This window comes from Candidatus Phytoplasma oryzae, from assembly GCF_003263355.1.
Lineage (GTDB): Bacteria > Bacillota_I > Bacilli_A > Acholeplasmatales > Acholeplasmataceae > Phytoplasma > Phytoplasma oryzae_B.
The window spans coordinates 14217-32306 of the sequence record NZ_JHUK01000002.1 but is presented as its reverse complement, the minus strand read 5'-3'; the positions used below and the strand labels follow the sequence as shown (position 1 = coordinate 32306).

Here is an 18090-nt window from a genome sequence, read left to right as displayed (position 1 = left end):
ATTTAGTAAAAAAAGGAAAAAATATTAAAAAAATGAATTATCATAAATTTAAAACTATTTTTGAAAATAATTTATTAACTATTGAGATTAATAAATTAGCTAGACAAGCTAATGGTACAGTATTAGTTAGTTATAATGACACTGTTATTCTTAGTGTAGCTCTTATGAAAGATTTAGAAAATACATTAAATTATTTTCCTTTAATGGTTTTATATCAAGAAAAACTTTATGCCGCCGGCAAAATACCTGGTAGTTTTTCCAAAAGAGAGGGTAAACCATCAGATCAAGAAATTTTAAATGCACGTTTAATTGATAGATCTTTAAGACCTTTATTTGATAATAAATTTAAAAATGAAGTTCAGTTAGTTAATACTGTTTTAAGTAGCAATATTGATTGTAATAATGAGGTTTTAGCTCTTTTAGGTAGTTCTTTATCTCTTCTAATTTCTGATATTCCTTTTGAAGAACCTGTTGCAGGCGTATGTGTAGGAAAAGTAAATAATAAATTAATTATTAATCCTAATGCTCAAGAAAGAGAGAATTCTGAGTTTTTATTAATATTATCCGGTACTCAAAAAAATATTAATATGATTGAGGCTATAGCTAAGGAAACTTTAGAAGAAGATTTGTTAGAAGCTATGATATTGGGGCATAAATTTATAAAAAAACTTTGTATTTTTCAACAAAAAATAAAAAAAAAAATTAACCCTCAAAAAAAAAATGTTTTATTATCAGAAAACAATAAAAAGCTACAAGAAGAAATTTTTAATAAGTATAATCACAAAATTAAAGAAATTTTTTATTGTAGTGATAACAAAAATAATATAAAAATTCCAAAAAAAGAAATTAATCAAAAAATTAAAAAAATAAAAAATATAATTATAAAAGAATATCGAAATAATGATGAAAATATAAATATTTTGTTAGATAAAACAAAGGAAAAATTTTTTCAAATTGAGGACATTTTTGATATTTTATTAAAAAATGAAATACGTTTTAAAATTATAAAAGAACAAAAAAGAATTGATGACAGATCTTTAGATGAAATTCGAAATATTAACATTCAGATCAAATTACTTCCTAGAGTTCATGGATCTGCTATTTTTAATCGAGGCGAAACTCAAAGTTTAGCTGTAGTTACTTTAGGTAGTTTGAATGAAAGTAAAACAATTGATGATTTATCAGAAGAAGAAGAAAAACGTTTTATTTTGCATTATAATTTTCCATCTTTTTCAGTCGGAGAAGTAGGAAGATATTTGGCTCCGACTAGAAGAGAAATCGGACATGGTATGTTAGCTGAAAAAGCTTTATCTTATCTTTTACCTTCAGAAGATGAGTTTCCATATACTATAAGAGTTGTTTCTGAAATTTTAGAATCTAACGGTTCTTCTTCACAAGCAACTATTTGTGCTACTTCTATGGCTTTAATGGATGCAGGTGTACCTATAAAAAAAGCTGTAGCAGGTATTTCTATAGGGTTATTTTATGAAAATGATCAAAATTATTTTCTTGTTAGTGATATTAACGGTTTAGAAGATTATGCTGGAGATATGGATTTTAAAGTAGCTGGTACTAAAAAAGGAATCACTACTTTACAAATGGATATTAAAATCAAAAATGTTAATTTTAATATTTTAAAAGAAGCATTGCAGAAAGCTAAAATAGGTAGAATGCATATTTTAAAAGCAATGAATTTAATTATTTCTGAACCAAGAGCAAACTTGTCTTTTTATGCTCCTAAGGTTAAAATAATTAAGATAAAAACTGATAAAATAAGGGATGTTATAGGCGCTGGAGGAAAAATAATTTCTCGTATTATTGAAAAATATGATAATGTAAAAATTGATATTCAACAAGATGGAAAAATATTAATTTTTCATCAAAATAGTGAAATAGTCGAAAAAGCTTCTGAATATATTTTGAATTTAGTTAAAGATATTAAAGTAGGAGAAATTTATAAAGTAACTGTTTTAAAATTTTTAACTGATAAAAAAGGCCAAGATTTTGGTGTAATAGTAGAAATTTTTCCAGGAATTGAAGGTTTTATTCACATAAGTGAAATATCTTTTTCTAGAATAAGTAAAATAAAAAATGTTATGAATATAGGAGATATTCTTATTGTTAAATGTATTAGTGTTAATGGAAAAGGTCGTATTGAATTTTCTTTAAAAGATTATAATAAAAAAATATTATGATTTTTTTAAAAAAAGTTTTTTTTTAATTTAATTTTGTTAAAATAGTAATGTTAAAAAATAATATAAGGTGATCAAGGTTTGATATTATTATAAATAATGTCAGGTTTAGGAAAGTCCATGTTAGCACATGTTTCAGGAATAACATGTAGTGTTTGTGCTTAAGAAAACAATAACTTAAGGTACTTAAATAAATTTAAGTAACGGCTTTTTTTATATTCTAAAGACTTATTTTTTATTTTAAGTTTATGAAAATAAAAAAATAAAGTGCCACAGAGACGAGTTAATTAGAAATAATTAAGTGAAACGCGGTAAACCCCTCAAGCTAATAATCCAAAAAAGGTAGGAGCACATAGAATAAACTTTTTCCTGTTTTATTTAAAGTTATTTTTATGCTATTTAATTAAAATTTAAATAGAGATAAATGATCACATCTTATTTTAAAAAAAATTTAATTTAGTTATTTTGATAAAATAAGAACAGAACATGGCTTATTCATGTTATTTTTTAAATAGAATCTTAGTCATAAAGATTCTTTTTTTTTATAAAAAAATAATTTTTTAAATTATTTTAATTAAAAATATATTTTTATAGAAAAAATATTATATTTTATTAAAATTAAACTTATTAACGAAATATTTTAGATTTTATTATTTTATAAATTAATAATTTTAATATAAAATTTCTTATATCTTATTTTAAATATAAGTAATTTTCATAAATAAGAGATAGAGGATTATTTTAATAAAAAAATATGATAAAAAAAGACCAAAAAATAGAACAATATCAAATTAGGAAAAAAAAAATAGAAATTTTAAAAAAACTTAATATTCATCCTTTCAGAAATAAATTTATTAGTTCTCATTTAATTTCTGAAATATTGCAAAAATATAAAAATTGTACAAAAGATGAATTAGATGAAAAAAAAATTAAAGTTTCTATTACTGGAAGAATTATTCTTAAAAGAGAACAGGGTAAAACAGGTTTTTTACTTTTACAAGATTTCAATGATTTTATTCAATTATATATAAATCAAAAAATGGTTTCAGAAATAGATTTTCATGTTTATAAACATTCTGATTTAGGAGATATTATTGGAGTTTGTGGTAATTTATTTAAAACTAAAACCAATGAATTAACAATTAGAGTTTTAAATTTTATCCATTTAACTAAAAGTTTATTACCTTTACCAGATAAACATAAAGGTCTTAAAAATAAAGAATATATTAGAAAAAAACGTTATATTGATTTAATAATAAATGATAAAACAAGAAGAACTTTTATTATTCGTACTAAAATCATAAAATCTATTAGAAATTTTTTTGATAGTAAAAATTTTTTAGAAGTAGAGACTCCTTTTTTGCATTCTGTTTCAGGAGGAGCAGCTGCTAAACCTTTTATTACTCATCATAATTTTTTAAATTCTAATTTTTATCTTAGAATAGCCACTGAAATACCTTTAAAAAAAATAATGGTAGGCGGGATGAAAGCTATTTATGAAATAGGAAGAGTTTTTCGTAATGAAGGAATGGATGCAAACCATAATCCTGAGTTTACAACTATAGAAGCTTATTTAGCTTATGCTGATATGAATGATATGATGAAATTAACTCAATCTTGTCTCCAAGAAGTTTGTCAAAATGTTTTTGGCAAAATGAAGTTTGAATATCAAAAACATATTATTGATTTTAATAAGTTTTATAAATATAATATGGTAGATATTATTAAGGAAAAATCAGGTATTGATTTTAACCAAGAACTATCTTTAACGGAATATCAAAAGATAGCTAAAAAACATAATATTATTCTCAAACCTTTTTATACTAAGGGACATATTATACTTTCTTTTTTTGAAAAATTTGTTGAACCTTATTTAATTCAACCTACTTTTATTTATAATTTTCCTATAGAAGTTAGTCCTTTAGCACAAACCAATATAGAAACAAAAGATTTTGTAGATAGGTTTGAATTATTTATTGCTGGTAAAGAATTAGTAAATGCTTTTAGTGAATTAAATGATCCTATTGAACAAAAAAAACGTTTTGAAGCTCAGTTATTACAAAAAAATTTAGGTAATGAAGAATTTGAAGAATTAGATCATGAATTTATCGAAGCATTGGAATATGGCATGCCTCCAACTGGTGGGATGGGTATGGGAATAGATCGTTTAGTTATGTTTTTAACTGATACTCCTAATATTAGAGATGTTATTTTATTTCCTCATTTTAAAACTAATAAATAAAAAAATATTTTTACAAAAAAATGAAAGGTTATTATTTATTTTCTAATGTTAGGTGTTTTTTATCTTCAAACTTATTATAGTATTATGAGTAGTACTTATTCTATAGAATCTTTGATTAAAAAAGCAATAAAAAATAATTATGATTTTGTTGCTTTAAGTGAAGAAGAAAATTTATACAGTATGGTAGATTTTTTAGAATTATGTAATAAATACAAAATTAAACCTATTATGGGTATTAAAATATATTTGTATTTAGATTTTTTATCTTCTTCGCAAAAAATTGGATTTTTAGTTTATTCTTTTGATGATATTGGTTTACAAAATTTAATTAAAATATCTAATTTTATTAAAATTAAAAGAAATCATATTACTTTAAAAGAACTTCTTTTTTTTCAGGAAGGTAATTTTTTTATATTATCGAATATAGAATTTGTATTTATTAATTTATTAGATACAGAAATAATAAAAAAAATTTTATTTAAATTAAAATCAGAAATAAAATATTTTTTTTTAGGAATTTCTTTACAATCAAATTTTCTGGAAATGTTTGCTAATATTTTTTTTTCTTTGGCAGAAAAACTAAATCTTCAAGTAGTAGCTGTACATAAAACTCATTTCCTTGAAGAAGAAGAAAAAGACATTTATGAGTTATTATTAAAATTATCAAATAAAAAGATAAATAAAAAATTTAATTTTCAATTTTTAGAAAAAGAAAAAATAATTAAAGATTATCAAGTTTATTTTAATGATTATAAACATCTTTTTTTAGATTTAAAAAAATTTATGGAAAATATTCAATATCAAACCATTTTTAATAATATTATTTATTCTTTACCTTCTTTAAAATTATTTGACATATACGAAAATTCTTATCAATGTTTGAGAAAAATTGTTTTTGATAACTTATTCAAAAAAATTTCACAAAAATCTATTAATTTTGCTTTATATTTAGAAAGACTAGAAAAAGAATTAAACATAATCAAGAAAATATCTTATGAAAAATATTTTTTAATTGTTTATGATTTGATATCTTATGCAAAAAAAAAAAAAATTTTATTAGGACCAGGACGAGGTTCTTCATCTAGTTCTTTAGTTTGTTTTTTATTAGGCATTACTGAAGTTGATCCTTTACTATATAATCTTATTTTTGAAAGATTTTTAAATTTATATAGAAATAAAATGCCAGATATTGATTTAGATTTTCCTGATAACAAATTAAATATAATATTGAAATATATTGTCAAAAAATATGGTATAAATCATGTCGCTAATATTATTACTTTTTCCACTTTAACTGTTAAAAGTATTCTTAATAATATTACTTATATGAATTATAAAATAAGTAATAATGAAATAAAAAAATTAAATAAATTAGAAGGTATTCCGAAATTCATAGGAACTCATCCAGCAGGCATTATTATAAGTAAAAATAATTTATTAAAATTTTTACCAATTCAAAAAAATATTCAAATTAATTCACCTTTCTTATACCAAACTCAATTAGATGCTAAACAATTAGCTAAGATGGGTTTTAATAAAATAGATTTATTAAGTTTAAAAAGTTTAACATTTATAGAAAAAATTTTGCAAAAAATTTCAAAAAAATTTCGAATTTCATGGAATCAAATTCCTTTAGATGATTTGGATACTTTTTCAACATTGCAAAAAGGTGATACAGAATATATTTTTCAATTAGAATCACCAAATGCTCAAAACATTTTAAAAAAAGTTTGTCCTAAAAAAATTGAAGATTTAGTTGATGTTTTAGCTTTAAATAGGCCTGGTCCCTTTTTTTTTCTTAATAATTATTTAAAATATAAAGATAGAAAGAGTACTAAAATTATTGATGAATCAATTGATTTCATAATCAAAAAAACAAATGGAATAATTTTATATCAAGAGCAGATAATGGAAATAGCTTTTTATTTTGCAGGATATAATTTATCTGAGTCAGAAAATTTTATGAATTCTATTACTCGTAATAAATTAAAAAAAGATAATAATGATTTTATCCAAATAAAAGAAAATTTTCTTCATAAAAGTCAAAAAAAAGGAAATAGTTTATATTTATCTAATAAAATATATAATTATATAATACAGTTTTCAAATTATACTTTTAATAAAAGTCATAGTGTCGCTTATTCTTTAATTAGTTATCGAATGACTTATCTTAAAACTCATTATTTTTTATTTTTTTTTGCAGTTCTTTTAGATGAATATGTGAAAAATTCTCTAATAACTTTTCAAATAATAAAAAAAATTAAAAAAAAGAAAAACATTATTTTTGTAAAACCTAGTGTTTTTGAAAGTACCTCAGAATATCAAATTTTAGATGATAATAAAGTATTGTTACCTTTAACTTTAATTAAAGATTTAAGTTTTCAAATCTGTGAATTAATTATAAAAGAAAGAGAAAAAAGAAAATTTTATGACTTTTATGATTTTCTGACAAGATGTAAATATTTTTTAAATAATAGTTTGTTAAGAAATTTAATTTTTGCAGGTTCTTTAGATTTTTTTGGTTTAAAAAGAAAAACTTTATTTCAAAATTCTAATTTAGATTTTTTAGAACATGAAAAATATTTAACCCCTTTTAAAAAAAAAATAGAAAAAGAAACTGAATATTCTTTAGAATATTTAAAAAAAGAAAATATTAAAATTTTTGGTTTTTTTTTGAATGAACTTATTTTTTAAAAAAATAATAAAAAAAGAAAGAAAAGGAATAATAAAATGAGTTTTTTTAATAAATTAAATACTTTTTTTTATAAATTGAAAAAAATATTTTTGTCTTTTTTTCTAAAAAAAAAAACAATTAAATTTATATTATTTTTTTTAGGAATAATTATTTTTATTTTTATTTTAATTTTTAATTTAAAAAGAGAAATTTATCAATTTAAAAAAAATAATTTTAAATGGAAAAATTTAAAATCAGATTTAAAATATAATATTAATTATGTTAAATATAAATTAAATAATATTAAAGAGAATCAAGTGGATGATGAAAATAGATTTATTGTTATAAAGTCTATGTTTTTAGGTATAATAGCTTGTGTTATTTTTTTCAGTTGGAAAAAAGGAATTAATTTTGGTATTATTTTTGGGACTTTTTGTGGTGCTTGTATAGGAGTTTGGTTATGTCTTTTAGTCCCTCATTTTATATATTTCTTAGAGTTGATAATTATTAACATTTTTAAAATAAGTATGTAATAATAAAAAGTTATTTTTTAATATATTAAAAAAATAAAGAGAAATTAAGTTAAAAATATGAAAATTTCTGTTTTGAGAAGAATTATAATCGTTTCTATTTTTATTTCTTTAGCAATTATATCTGATTTTTTTTCAGAAATATTTATTTTTTTTCAAATTCCTTATATCGGAAAGATTTACAAATTTTCTTTTATTATTCTTTTTTTATCTGGCTTTATTTTAGGTTTTAAAGAAGGTTTTTTGGTTTGTTTGTTTTATTCTTTTTTTCATTTAGGAAAATTTTTTTTTAAACTTATTTTTTTAAATCAAATTTTTGATTTTGACTGTTATGAATTAACATTAACTTGTTTATTAGATTTTTTTTTACCAGATATAGTGATAAGTTTTTCAGGAATTAAAAACCTAAAAAAAAAAAAAAATAATTTTAGTCACAAAAATATTGTGAAATTAATGATAATTATCAGTTTTTTAAGATTATTATTTTTTTTTCTTTCTGCTTATTTAGTTTATTATGATAAAATAACTTTTTTATTTAACCAAAGTTTATGGAAAAAATATTATTTTTTTGGTTTGTCTAATAAAAATAAAATATTACTTTTTTGTTATGGATATTGTTGTTTTTTACCTGTTTTAGTTAATTTTTTTATAAGCATTTTTTTTATTCTTTTTTTTAATTCCCGATTTAAAAAATATTTTAGATAAATATAATTAATTTTTTAAATATTTATTATAACTTAAAGAGGTTTTATATGGAATTTTTTGATTTTCAAAAACCAAAAATTATTTCTGCTGAAGATAAAGTTATTTTGAAAGAAATTAAAACTTTATTAAAAGAAGAAAATTTAAAAAAAGATCTAATAGAAGAATATGCTTGTATTTTTACAAATAAAAATTCCATGATAGGATTTATTGGACGTTATGCTAATAATTTACGTTGTTTAGTTATAAAAAAAAAATATCGTCAATATAATATAGCTAATATTTTAATTGATTTTATGTTAAAGAGAATTTATCAACAAAATTTTAGAGAAATTTTTGTTTTTACTAAACCTATTAATTTTGATATTTTTATGAATTTAGGTTTTAAATTAATATTTAATAATAAAAAATTTGGTTTTTTCACTAATAGATATGATCTTTTCCAAGAATATTTAAATTATTTATCTAGTCAAAAGATAGAATATCAAAATTTGAAGATTCATCAAGATAATAGTGTTATTATTATGAATGCTAATCCTTTTACTAAAGGTCATGAATTTTTGATACAAAAAGCTATTCAAAAAAGTAATTTTGTTTATGTTATTATAGTTAAAGAAGAAGCTTCGTTATTTTCTTATGCACAACGTTTGTATATGGTAAAATCAGCTACTTGTAGTTTAAAAAATGTTAAAATAATAGAAGGTAGTAACTATCTTGTTTCTAAAAATGTTTTTCCTTCTTACTTTTTGAAATCTAAAAAAGCAGCATCTTTAGAACAAATGTATTTAGATGCATCTATATTTAGTAATTTTATTGCTCCACGATTAGATATTAAAAAACGTTTTGTGGGAGAAGAACCTTTTTCTAAAGTAACACATTTATATAATATGACAATGAAAAAGATTTTATTTAAAAAAAAAATAGAATTAATAATTGTGTCAAGAATGATGTTTAAAAATAAGTTTATTTCTGCTACTCAAGTTAGAAAATTTTTTATTGAAGGTAATTTTAAAGAAATAAAAAATTTAGTTCCTTATACTACTTTTGAATTTTTAAAAAAGTTAGATTATAAAAAATATCAAAATCAAATTAATTTATTAAAATTAGTTGATAAAAATTTTTAAATTTTATTTATTTTATTTGTTAGTTATATTCAAAATATCGTTTAAATTATAAATAAATTGAATTTAATAAAAAATATATAATATCAAAAAATAAATCATAAAAATATAAAATTTATTAAAAAAAAGGGATATGTTTATGTTCAAAAAAAATGATTATTTTATTATTTCTTATTATTATTATGTAATAATTAAAGATTCAGAAGAATTAAGAAAAAAACAATTGGTATATTGTAAGAAATTAAATCTTATGGGTAGAATTATAATTTCTCCAGAAGGTATAAATGGAACTTTATCTGGTTTAAAAAATAATATATTATCATATATGGAAAATTTAAAAAACATAGAAGAATTTAAAAATATAGATTTTAAAATAATAGAATATAATAAAAATGTTTTCCCAAAAATTTCCGTTAAGCATAGAAATGAAATAGTTTCTTTAAAATTAAAAAAAGATTTTTTTCCTGGAAATAAAGGAGAATATTTTTTAGAACCGTATCAATTTTATCAACTTTTAATAAATCCAAAAAATGTTTTTTTATTAGATGTTAGAAATGATTATGAATATAATTTAGGTCATTTTCAAAATGCTATTAATCCTAATATTAAAAATTTTCGAGATTTACCTTATTGGATAGAAAAAAATTTTTTTTCGTTCAAAAATAAAAAAGTTTGTCTTTATTGTACTGGCGGAGTACGTTGTGAAAAAATTTCTTTACTTTTGAAAGAAAAAGGTGTAAATGAAGTTTATCAACTAAAAGGAGGTATTATCAGATATAGCCAAGATACAAAAACTCAAGGAAAATTTTTTCAAGGAAAAATGTATGTTTTTGATCAAAGAATTTCAATGAAAGTTAATTTGAAAGAAAAAATTATAGTAGGTAAAGATTATTTCGATAATAAACCTTGCGAAAGATATATCAACTGCGCTAATCCTGAATGTAATAAACAAATTTTATGCAGTAAACACAACGAAGTTAAATATTTAAGTAGCTGTTCTGATAAATGTAGAAATAATACTAAAAATCGTTATTTTAAATCAGAATAATAATAAATTATTTTATTTTATTTATTTCATTATGGAAAAATTTGTTAAAATAATAAATATGTTTCATTTTTTTAAATGAATATTTTTTAAAAATAAATATAATTTTTAATTATATTTAAAATATAAAAAAGAAAAGAGGTTTTTGATGTTTGCTATTATCCAATCTGGAAGTAAACAATATAAAGTATATCCAGGTCAAGAGATTTTTGTAGAAAGATTACCTTTAAAAGAAGAAGAAAATTATGTTTTTGATAAAGTTTTAGCTTTTGAAGATGATCAAAAAAAAAATATTTTAGGTACTCCTTTTTTAAAAAATATTAAAATTGAAGCTAAAGTTATTAAACAAGGTAAAGCTAAAAAAATTATTGTAGCTAAATATAAAAAAAGAAAAAAATATCGTGTTAAAAAAGGTCATAGACAACTTTATACTAAATTATTAATTATTAAAATCATTTTTTAGTTTTATGATTAAATATTTTTTTTTCAAAGAAAATGATAATATTAAAGTTATCAGTGTTAAAGGACATGCTTGTTATTCTGTAAAAAAAAATAATGATATTATTTGCTCTTCTGTTTCTACAGCTATTTTAATGACTTTAAATTCAATAGAATTATTAGGTTTTAAAAAAAATATTTATTATGAATTAAAAAAAGGTTATTTTTTTTTAAAAGTTTTAATGTTTAATTTAATTATCGATAAATTGTTACAAAATTTAGAATATACTTTAAAAAATTTAAATAAAAAATATTCTAAAAATTTAAAAAATGAAAGTAAAAAAACTTATTTTCTAATAAAAAAAGATATAAAAGGTAAAGACATATGTTGAAAATTAATCTTCAAATATTTGCTTCTAAAAAAGGAGTTAGTTCTACTAGAAATGGTAGAGATTCTCATTCTAAAAGATTAGGATTTAAATTATCTGATGGGCAATATGCTAATGCTGGTTCTATTATTTTCCGCCAAAGAGGAACTAAAATTTTTCCTGGCAATAATGTAGGAATGGGAAGAGATCATACTTTATTTTCATTAATCCAAGGAATTGTGAAGTACGAGACTAAAAAAAATAATAAAAAAAAAGTTTCAGTATATTTTTCTTCTTTAAAAAAATAAAAAAAAGTTAATGAATTTTATAGATAAAACTATTAATTTTGTACAAGCAGGTAAAGGCGGAGATGGTTTAGTTGCTTTTAGAAGAGAAAAGTATGTTCCTTATGGCGGGCCATACGGAGGAAACGGTGGTGATGGTGGTTCTATTATTTTTGTTGGAGATTCCGGTGTTAATACTTTATTAAATCTTCAATATAGAAAAAATATTAAAGCATTAGATGGAAAAAATGGTCAAAATAAAAACAAAAATGGAGCAAAGGCGCCGAATTTATATATTAAAGTGCCTTTAGGAACTATTGTGTATAATAATGATAATAATTCATTCATTGGAGAAATTTTAAATAATAACGAAGAATTAATTATTGTTAAAGGTGGTAAGGGAGGACGTGGAAATTATTCTTTAGCAAATTCTAAAAATAGAGTACCAACTTATGCTGAAAAAGGAGATTTGGGTAATAGTTGTAATATTAAAGTAGAATTAAAATTTTTAGCTGATGTTGGTATGATTGGTTTTCCTAATGTAGGCAAATCTTCTCTTATTTCTACAATTTCTAATGCAAAATCTAAAGTTGGTGAATATCCTTTCACCACTATTAAACCTTTTTTAGGGCAAATTACTTTTCAAGATAATAGTTTTATAATAGCTGATATTCCTGGTTTAATTAAAGATTCTCATTTGGGAAAAGGAATGGGTATTAATTTTTTAAAACATATAGAAAGATGTAAGGTTTTATTACATATTTGTAGTGCAGAAAAAGAGAATATATATGAAGATTATTGTAATTTGAATATAGAATTAAAAAAATATAATGATAAAATTTTAAGCAAACCACAAATAATTGTTTTAAATAAAATGGATTTGCCTCAATCTAAAAAAAAGTTATTTTTATTAAAACAAAAATTATTTAAAAAGAATAAAATTATTCCTATTTCTGTTAAGAAAAAAAAAAATTTATCTTTTTTAATAAAAAATATTATTAAATATTTAGATAAATATAGTAATTCTTATTCTAATGATGATAGTTTTGCATCTAAAAAAATTTTTACTTTAAAAGAAAAACCAAAATTTGTGATTTTAAAAGATCAAAATGGTGATTTTACAATAAATGGTGAAATAATTGAAAAATATTTTCATAGAACTTATTTAGATAATTATGAATCTGTAAGAAAATTTGCTTTTTTTTTAAAAAAAATAGGAGTAGAAGAGGAACTAAAAAAAAAAGGAGCTACTGTTAAAAGTAAAATAAGAATTTGTAATTATATATTCGAGTTATTAAATTAAAAATTTATGACTTCAATATTTATTAGCTGAATAAATAGATAAAAGTATCTTATTTTAAGAAAGGTATTGAAATAAAAAAATATGTTTTTTACAAAAAAAAACTCCTTTTTAAAACAAATTATTATTTCATCTTTTTTATCTTCTTTAGCTGTTATTTTTCAAGTATTAACTTTTTTTATTAAAAAAAATTTTTTTCCTCTTATTTTTAATAAAATCTTTTTTTTTGATTTTTCTATAATTCCTTTTTTAATTTTAACTTCATATGCTAATATTTTTTTTTGTTTTTTTGGATCTTTTTTTGCCGAAACTATTTCTTTTTTTTTAAGAGGTTCAAAATATTTTTATAATCCTTTTTTTAGTTTATTTTATTCTATTTGTTATGGTTTATTACCTAGTGTTTTACTTAACAAAAAATCTTTTTCTTTTTTTAAAACATATTTTTTTATTACTTTAATTTTAATAATTTATTTTTTTATTTATTTTATTCCTAGAATAGTATGGTATACTATTCTGTTAATTGAAAAAAAAAATAATTTTCCCTTTATCGAAATTAAAAGTAAATGGAATTTTTTTAAATTAAGATATTTTTTATTTTTTAAATTTTTTTCTATATTTATTTTTTCTTTTATTTTAACTTATTTTTATCTTAAAATTAAAAAAATTATTATTTCCTTATTTTAAAATATACATTAAAATACTTCCGGCTGAACTAACATTAAGACTTTCTATATTTAGAGAAGTTTTTATATTTAATAAAAAATCAGACATTTTTTTAATTTTCCATGAAATTCCTAAACCTTCGTTTCCTAAAATTAAGATTCTTTTTGGATACTTATTTAAAAAAATTTTATTACATTGATTTAAATCAATATTTTTTTGGTTAACACATGTACTAAAAATACTATATTTTTGATTTTGCATAGAAGATAAAAATTTGATAATATCTCCTTTTTCTAAAAATAAATGAAAAAAAGCCCCTTGGCTAGTTCTAATAATTTTTTCATGGTATAGGTCAACGGATTTATTACTAAAAAAAACATGATTAAAACCAAATGCACAAGCACTTCTTAAAATATTACCTATATTTCCAGGATCTTGCACATCTTCTAATATTAAAATTTTATTACTTATTATTTTTTTTTGAATCATTTTACAAAGAGCTATTTCAGGATATAAAACTTTATGCGGATGTAATTCTTTCATTAAACTAATTTTAATGAAAGAATCTTTTTTTTCATCATAAATATTATATATTTTTTTTACTATTTTTTTTTTTGAAGCTTCTTGAATAGAATGTTTTCCGAATACGATAAATTCTTGATATAATTTGCGATATTTAGAGTATTTAATAATTTTTTTTAATTTTTTAAAAGTTAAGTTGTTTTTGGATAAAATCATTTCATCATTTTATTTTCTTTCTTTTTTATTTTATCATTTTTTTAATGAAGAAAATTTATTTGATTTTTTTATTTTTGATATAATATCGTTTTCAGTAGAAATAAAAGTTATTTTTAAAAAAATATAAAAAGATGTTAAAATGAAAAAAATAGTTAAAATAACATTCCAATTATCTTTTATTTTAGATTTAACAAAGAGTTTTAATAAATCTTCTTTTTGTAAAAAAGAACCTTTAAGAAAATATGAAGGAATATCAGGATTATTATAATATTTTATAATATTATTAAATCCTATAAAATTTCCTTCTTTGTCAAAACATAAAAAATTGAATTGATAATTTTTTTCTTTTTTGTTTTTTAAATTAAATATTGAATCAAAAAGAAATGATTTTTTTTTTTCTTCTATAGTGCCTATGTTACTTTTGAAAATTTGTGGAGAATATTTTTCATTATCTAAATTAAAAAGAAAATAAATTTCTTCACCTAATGATATTTTGGAAAAAGGAGAAATTTGAGCTACATTATAATTATAATTTGATTCAAAAGTGATTAAAACAAAATTATTAACTTTATTAGAGTAGAAACTTTTAATTTTCATTTTTTCTTTTTCACAAAAATCGGATTTATAAGTTATTATTTCAGCTTTATCTAAAAAAATATTCTTTAATTCATCTATAATATTAACATTTCCGTTATGATTAGACAAAATAAAATATAAAAAATTACCATTTTCTAATTTTTTTTTATTTAAAATAATTCCATTACCTTGAATATTGTTTTCTGTTCTCCAAATAATTAAAGATTTTTTTATTTTTTCTTCATTACTTATATTATTTCGTGGGGATAAATGGATTAATTTCATAGAAAGAAAATAGTCTAGTCCTTCGTGTTCTTGATCAAAATTTTGTGTATCAAGGTTATTGAATAACATCTCTTTTAAATCGAAATGTAAGTCTTTAATAAAGATTTTATTTTCTTTATTTTGTTTAATGAATCTTGTGACAAAATTTAGTTGATTATCTTTTAATGCCATGAATAATTCTATTTTTAATTTTTCTTCGGTAGGATCAAAAGAAAATATTTGTTCTTTATTATCTATTTTTTCATGTTGGAAAAAATTAATAATTATTTTTGTTTCATATTTTTTTTTTGTAATCAAAGGATCACTATTAAATATTAAAAGAGGGTTTTTTAAATCTAAATCATCTATTTTTATGTTTGGTCCTATTAATTGTTTTTTTTTTACATATAAACTTAAAAGTTCACTAATAAAAAAAGTGATTTTTTTATTTTCAATGTTATTAATATCATTTTGATGAATAAAATTATTAAAATTTGATATTTTATTTAATAAAAAATTAATATTTTCTTTTTTGAAAAAATTATCTTTTTCCCAATGTTCTACCATTAAATTTTCTTTAACATGTTCTATATTGATACATTTTGTAAATTCATCTATGAGATCTTTTGATGCTGCAGTACTTCTATTTAAACCTATAATTTGTCCTTTTTTATTAAAAACAGGTCCTCCGCTATTACCAAAATCAATAGATATATTGAAAGTAATTAGTTTTTCATGAAAATAAATAATATTTCCTTTTTTTAATAAATTTGTTTCTATTTTAGCATTTATTTGTGATTTATCTTCATTAAGATAATTTAATTGATTAACTAAAGGAAAGAAATTTTTTTCTTCTATTGGTTGGTTATCTTCTTCTGTTATTTGTGAAAATAAAGTAAATTTTTGTTTAGGTAATAGATAATGAATAATAGGCGTTTGGGACATTTGAGAACCCATTGAATAAACTTCTTCTCCTTCATGTATTTCTATTTTTTGTTTTGGTAAAGCATATTCTAAAATTTTATTGATTTTTTGAAATCGAGCTGCATTAAATTTGTTTATATCTTCTTCAAATGTTAAAACAGCCATATCATCATAACTTCTTTTGTTTTCTATGAAAGAAATTGAAGTAGCACGTTTTGGTAAAAAATATCGATTATAGATAACAGTAGATTGATTTTGTATATCTGATGTTATTACGTGTCTATTGGTTAAAACATAGTATTTATATTTTTGATCAGAATTGATTTCTTCTGTTTTAAAAATAAAACCTGAACCTAAAGCATTGTCCATACGGATTGTTAAAGTAATGAATGACAATTCATTAATTTTTTTCTTTAGTAGTTCATCATTTGTTTCATCATATATTTGATCATCTATCTTTTTATTATTACTTAATTTTGGTTTATTCTGTGGTATTAAAATATTTTTTAAATTAGATAATTTTTTGTAACAACATTGTGCGCAAATATTGTATTCTTTAAATAATTTTTGTATATCTAAAAATTTATTTCCCCATTTTAATCCTATAAAAAAACCATTTTCATTTAAACAAATTTCTACTGGATGATTTTGATTTTGTTGTTTTAGACATAAATTAATAAAATATTTTGTTTCTTTTTTTATGTTTTCGTTTATTTCAAATAAATTTTTTTGATCTCCATGATTTATTAAACAATTCATTAAATGAAAAATAAAATTACTTGTTATTATAAAATTAATAGCCATTCTTGTATCATCTACAGGCAAAGTAATACCTATAAATTCGCCATTTTTGTTAAAAAAAATTTTGTTATTTTTTCCTTTGATAGAAATAGGTAAAAAAGATATTCCTTCTTCTGAATAGTTTTGACTTACAATACCTTCTTGAAAAGGTTTATCATTTGTTTGAGTATCCAAAACAAAAGCATAAACATAATCGCCTTGTTCAAAACTATATTTTTGTAATTCAAATGAATTATTATTTTTTTCTTCTTTTGATATTATTTTTTGATCAAAAAAAGTTTTTATTTTTTCTTGATTTTCTTTAATTTTTTTATTTTTATTAATTTTAACATATTCTGAATTTGTATCTTTGTTCGATAGATGACTTATTAGATGATTTTTAATAACATCCATTTCTTGTTTTTTTAAAATATCATAAACAAAGAATTTATAATATAAAAATAATAAAATAATAAAAAGAAAAAAAAATAAAAAAAAATATTTTTTTTTTTGTTGTTTTTTTTCTGAATACAAAAATTCTTTCATTTTAAGCGTAAATACTCCTATTATAGTACAAATTTAAAATAATATTAATTAGTATTTTTTTGTTTTAATTTGGATTTATTTTTCTTTTACTTAATTTTAAAATAATAATTAAAAATATAATATAAATAAAAATTCATTATAAATTGTGTATTATGATTTTAACTACAATAATATTGTAGCAGTTATTTAAATAGTTATTAAATTAATTATTTTTAATTAATTTAATAATTAAGCATTATGTAGTTTTAAATAATATTTTATTTTGTTAAGTCTATGTAAAATAAAAATTTTAATAAAGTATTTTTTTAATATTTTGACAAATATTTATAAATAATTATAATTATTCTATTATTTTAAATTTAAAATAATTTTAATATTTATTTTTTTATTTTATTAAATTTTTTGTTTAATTAATTTTTTTATCTTTTTTTGAACCTTTATTAAATATTTTTAATATTATTTTTTATATTTTATGAACTTATTTCATATTGAAATAAAGATTTATAATATAAAATTGTCATTTTTTTGTTTTAAATGATTTTAAAATAAAAAAATTTGCTAAAATAACTGTTATATTCTGTTTTAATTAAATGATTTTTTTATGTTTTTTTTAAAATTTTATTATGATTTTTTGAACTTAAACTTTTTAAAATTGAAGTATTGACAATAAAGATAAAAAGTAATAGAATATGTTTGTGTTAGC

Annotated in this window: 14 protein-coding genes and 1 other RNA gene; 13 read left to right on the top strand and 2 right to left on the bottom strand. The window is 19.6% G+C overall.

Annotated elements, in window-relative coordinates:
• The first annotated feature begins 32 nt into the window (after nucleotides 1–32).
• From DH96_RS00740 to DH96_RS00680, 13 genes are all read left to right on the top strand, one after another.
• On the top strand, nucleotides 33–2195 hold the full coding sequence (locus tag DH96_RS00740; protein ID WP_111961284.1) for a polyribonucleotide nucleotidyltransferase: 2163 nt from the start codon (nucleotides 33–35) through the stop codon (nucleotides 2193–2195).
• A 59-nt stretch (nucleotides 2196–2254) separates the two neighbouring features.
• An RNA gene (rnpB, locus tag DH96_RS00735) (RNase P RNA component class B) lies at nucleotides 2255–2691 on the top strand.
• Between the two features lie 255 nt (nucleotides 2692–2946).
• A complete protein-coding gene (gene lysS / locus DH96_RS00730) occupies nucleotides 2947–4434 on the top strand; it encodes a lysine--tRNA ligase (protein ID WP_066540318.1) in 1488 nt (495 codons plus the stop codon).
• Nucleotides 4435–4479: 45 nt separating this feature from the next.
• A complete protein-coding gene (locus DH96_RS00725) occupies nucleotides 4480–7128 on the top strand; it encodes a helix-hairpin-helix domain-containing protein (RefSeq protein WP_066540316.1) in 2649 nt (882 codons plus the stop codon).
• 36 nt (nucleotides 7129–7164) lie between these two features.
• Nucleotides 7165–7641 (top strand): hypothetical protein, encoded by a 477-nt coding sequence (locus DH96_RS00720; protein ID WP_066540314.1) that lies wholly within the window; start codon nucleotides 7165–7167, stop codon nucleotides 7639–7641.
• Between the two features lie 57 nt (nucleotides 7642–7698).
• Nucleotides 7699–8343 (top strand): hypothetical protein, encoded by a 645-nt coding sequence (locus DH96_RS00715; RefSeq protein WP_066540313.1) that lies wholly within the window; start codon nucleotides 7699–7701, stop codon nucleotides 8341–8343.
• A 47-nt stretch (nucleotides 8344–8390) separates the two neighbouring features.
• A complete protein-coding gene (locus DH96_RS00710; RefSeq protein WP_066540311.1) occupies nucleotides 8391–9464 on the top strand; it encodes a nucleotidyl transferase family protein in 1074 nt (357 codons plus the stop codon).
• A gap of 136 nt (nucleotides 9465–9600) precedes the next feature.
• Nucleotides 9601–10509, top strand: a complete 909-nt coding sequence (trhO, locus tag DH96_RS00705) for an oxygen-dependent tRNA uridine(34) hydroxylase TrhO (RefSeq protein ID WP_066540309.1) — start codon at nucleotides 9601–9603, stop codon at nucleotides 10507–10509.
• Nucleotides 10510–10654: 145 nt separating this feature from the next.
• Complete coding sequence (rplU, locus tag DH96_RS00700; RefSeq protein WP_066540299.1) at nucleotides 10655–10969, top strand: 50S ribosomal protein L21; 315 nt, start codon at nucleotides 10655–10657, stop codon at nucleotides 10967–10969.
• A 4-nt stretch (nucleotides 10970–10973) separates the two neighbouring features.
• The gene (locus DH96_RS00695; RefSeq protein ID WP_066540292.1) at nucleotides 10974–11336 is read left to right on the top strand and encodes a ribosomal-processing cysteine protease Prp; all 363 of its coding nucleotides are present in this window, start codon (nucleotides 10974–10976) and stop codon (nucleotides 11334–11336) included.
• The gene (gene rpmA / locus DH96_RS00690; protein WP_066540290.1) at nucleotides 11330–11620 is read left to right on the top strand and encodes a 50S ribosomal protein L27; all 291 of its coding nucleotides are present in this window, start codon (nucleotides 11330–11332) and stop codon (nucleotides 11618–11620) included. Before DH96_RS00695 ends, rpmA begins: the two co-directional genes overlap by 7 nt.
• A 10-nt stretch (nucleotides 11621–11630) precedes the next feature.
• Nucleotides 11631–12899, top strand: coding sequence for a GTPase ObgE (gene obgE / locus DH96_RS00685; protein WP_066540288.1), 1269 nt, complete (start codon nucleotides 11631–11633; stop codon nucleotides 12897–12899).
• 81 nt (nucleotides 12900–12980) lie between these two features.
• Nucleotides 12981–13580, top strand: a complete 600-nt coding sequence (locus DH96_RS00680) for a hypothetical protein (RefSeq protein ID WP_066540286.1) — start codon at nucleotides 12981–12983, stop codon at nucleotides 13578–13580.
• Here DH96_RS00680 and DH96_RS00675 read toward each other — a convergent pair.
• Nucleotides 13572–14297: a TrmH family RNA methyltransferase gene (locus DH96_RS00675; RefSeq protein WP_066540278.1), complete on the bottom strand. Its 726-nt coding sequence runs from the start codon at nucleotides 14295–14297 to the stop codon at nucleotides 13572–13574. The two genes, DH96_RS00680 and DH96_RS00675, sit on opposite strands and share 9 nt — an antisense overlap.
• Nucleotides 14298–14330: 33 nt before the next feature.
• Nucleotides 14331–17387, bottom strand: coding sequence for a S1 family peptidase (locus DH96_RS00670; protein ID WP_066540267.1), 3057 nt, complete (start codon nucleotides 17385–17387; stop codon nucleotides 14331–14333).
• Between the last annotated feature and the right edge of the window lie 703 nt (nucleotides 17388–18090).

Excerpts from the sequence above, each read along its gene's own strand:
- DH96_RS00740 (WP_111961284.1), top strand. The coding sequence starts at position 33 with ATGAATTATCATAAATTTAAAACTATTTTTGAAAATAATTTATTAACT.
- lysS (WP_066540318.1), top strand. The coding sequence starts at position 2,947 with ATGATAAAAAAAGACCAAAAAATAGAACAATATCAAATTAGGAAAAAA.
- DH96_RS00725 (WP_066540316.1), top strand. The coding sequence starts at position 4,480 with ATGTTAGGTGTTTTTTATCTTCAAACTTATTATAGTATTATGAGTAGT.
- DH96_RS00720 (WP_066540314.1), top strand. The coding sequence starts at position 7,165 with ATGAGTTTTTTTAATAAATTAAATACTTTTTTTTATAAATTGAAAAAA.
- DH96_RS00715 (WP_066540313.1), top strand. The coding sequence starts at position 7,699 with ATGAAAATTTCTGTTTTGAGAAGAATTATAATCGTTTCTATTTTTATT.
- DH96_RS00710 (WP_066540311.1), top strand. The coding sequence starts at position 8,391 with ATGGAATTTTTTGATTTTCAAAAACCAAAAATTATTTCTGCTGAAGAT.
- trhO (WP_066540309.1), top strand. The coding sequence starts at position 9,601 with ATGTTCAAAAAAAATGATTATTTTATTATTTCTTATTATTATTATGTA.
- rplU (WP_066540299.1), top strand. The coding sequence starts at position 10,655 with ATGTTTGCTATTATCCAATCTGGAAGTAAACAATATAAAGTATATCCA.
- DH96_RS00695 (WP_066540292.1), top strand. The coding sequence starts at position 10,974 with ATGATTAAATATTTTTTTTTCAAAGAAAATGATAATATTAAAGTTATC.
- rpmA (WP_066540290.1), top strand. The coding sequence starts at position 11,330 with ATGTTGAAAATTAATCTTCAAATATTTGCTTCTAAAAAAGGAGTTAGT.
- obgE (WP_066540288.1), top strand. The coding sequence starts at position 11,631 with ATGAATTTTATAGATAAAACTATTAATTTTGTACAAGCAGGTAAAGGC.
- DH96_RS00680 (WP_066540286.1), top strand. The coding sequence starts at position 12,981 with ATGTTTTTTACAAAAAAAAACTCCTTTTTAAAACAAATTATTATTTCA.
- DH96_RS00675 (WP_066540278.1), bottom strand. The coding sequence starts at position 14,297 with ATGATTTTATCCAAAAACAACTTAACTTTTAAAAAATTAAAAAAAATT.
- DH96_RS00670 (WP_066540267.1), bottom strand. The coding sequence starts at position 17,387 with ATGAAAGAATTTTTGTATTCAGAAAAAAAACAACAAAAAAAAAAATAT.